2 protein-coding genes are annotated in these 1,773 nt (G+C 52.9%); both read right to left on the reverse strand.

Annotation, left to right across the window (positions count from 1 at the left end; translation table 11 throughout):
- Positions 1 to 980 (reverse strand): pyridoxal phosphate-dependent aminotransferase (locus ASC50_RS00265; RefSeq protein WP_056928543.1); only part of this gene is annotated, 980 nt, incomplete at its 3' end.
- Positions 981 to 1,062: 82 nt separating this feature from the next.
- A partial coding sequence (locus tag ASC50_RS00270) for a prephenate dehydratase (protein ID WP_056928544.1) occupies positions 1,063 to 1,773 on the reverse strand: 711 nt, incomplete at its 5' end.

Genomic DNA, 1,773 nt, shown 5'->3' on the forward strand with positions numbered 1-1,773 from the left:
CCCCAGAGGACCCTCCCCGACTGCTTGGGGTCGAAGGTGCAACCCAACGCCGTCATCATCTCTTCGGCGATTTTGCGCCGCTCGCGATACACCTTATTCATGCCTTCGTACCACTCACGCGGGGCTTGCAGGGCTTTGGCGGCAGCGAGCATCATGGGTTTGAACTGCCCGCTGTCGATATTGCTTTTCACTTTTAGCACCCATTGCACGAATTGCGCGTTGGAGGCGAGCATCGCCATACGCCAGCCGGGCATGTTTTGCGATTTGCTGAGTGAGTTCATCTCAATGCAGATGTCTTTTGCTCCGGCTATCTCCAAGATACTCAGCGGGTTATCATTCAAGATGAAACTATATGGATTGTCGTGGCAAATGACGATGCCGTGCTTTTTGCCGAAATTGACCAACTTTTGGAACAGTTCTCTGCTCGCGGGCGCACCGGTCGGCATGTGCGGATAATTGACCCACATTAGCTTGACTTTCGATAAATCCAACCGCTCCAACGCCTCAAAATCGGGCTGCCAATTGTTTTCTTCCGTCAAATCGTAGGGGATGAGTTCGGCTTCTGCCAAGCGGCTCACCGAACTGTATGTCGGATAGCCCGGATTGGGGATTAGCACCCCATCGCCCGGGTTGAGGAACGCCAGCGAGATATGCAGAATGCCCTCTTTGGAGCCTATCAGCGGCTGAATTTCCGTGTTGGGGTTCAACTCCACGCGGTACCATTTCTTGTACCAGTCGGCAAACGCCTGACGCAGTTCGGGAATCCCCACGTAGGGCTGATAGCCGTGCACATCGGCACGGTGCGCCGCCTCACAAAGCGTGTCGATGGTCTCCGCCGCCGGCGGCAAATCGGGGCTTCCCACGCCCAGACTAATCACGTCCAAGCCTTGTGCGTTCATCTCGGCGACCTCCTTCAGCTTCTTTGAGAAGTAGTATTCGCTGACTGATTGCAATCTGTTTGCCGGTGCTATTGCTCTCATAATTTATAATTTTTAATTTCTTCGCTCGTCATAATTTCTATTCTTTGCAGGGGATTGCGGGTCAAGCCCGCAATGACATTACTCATAACTCAGATTCATATTCTCCCAAAATCTTCAAATCATTCGTCAGCGGGCGAATCGCCTCCAGCCCCTGACGGTATTTCTGCACCTCAGCAAACGTCACATCGACGTAAAAAAGGTATTCCCACTCGCGACCGATGACGGGCAGCGACTGTATTTTAGTCAGGTTGACATCGTAGAACGACAGGATTGTCAGCACTTTCGACAGGCTACCCTCCGTGTGGGGCAGTGTGAAGACGATTGACGACTTGCTGATTTTGCTTTTGTCCAGCAGTTCTTCGGCTTGTGCGCGGTTGGCGAGCAGCAGGAAACGGGTGAAATTGCGTTTGTTCGTTTCAATGCCCTCGTCCAGCACGTTCAGACCGTAGAGTTCGGCGGCGTAGCGGCTGCATATTGCGGCGTGACCCTTCAACTGCTTTTCGGCAATTTCCTGTGCGCTCAACGCTGTGTCCTCGCTTTCCACCACCTTAATCCATGGGTGGGCGTTGAGGTAGTCGCCGCACTGCATCAGGGCGATGGGGTGCGAATTGACCTCCGTCAAGTCCTCCAATTTTTGCCCGTGAAGTGCTGCAAAACTGTGTGTGATGCGGATTTTTTGTTCACCAAACACCACCAAATCGCTCCGGCGAATCAGTTCGTGATTTTGCAGCAGACTGCCCGCAATCGTGTTTTCGATTGCCATAATGCCGATGCCGTCCGGATTGTTTTTGAC

This window comes from Candidatus Symbiothrix dinenymphae, from assembly GCF_001431085.1.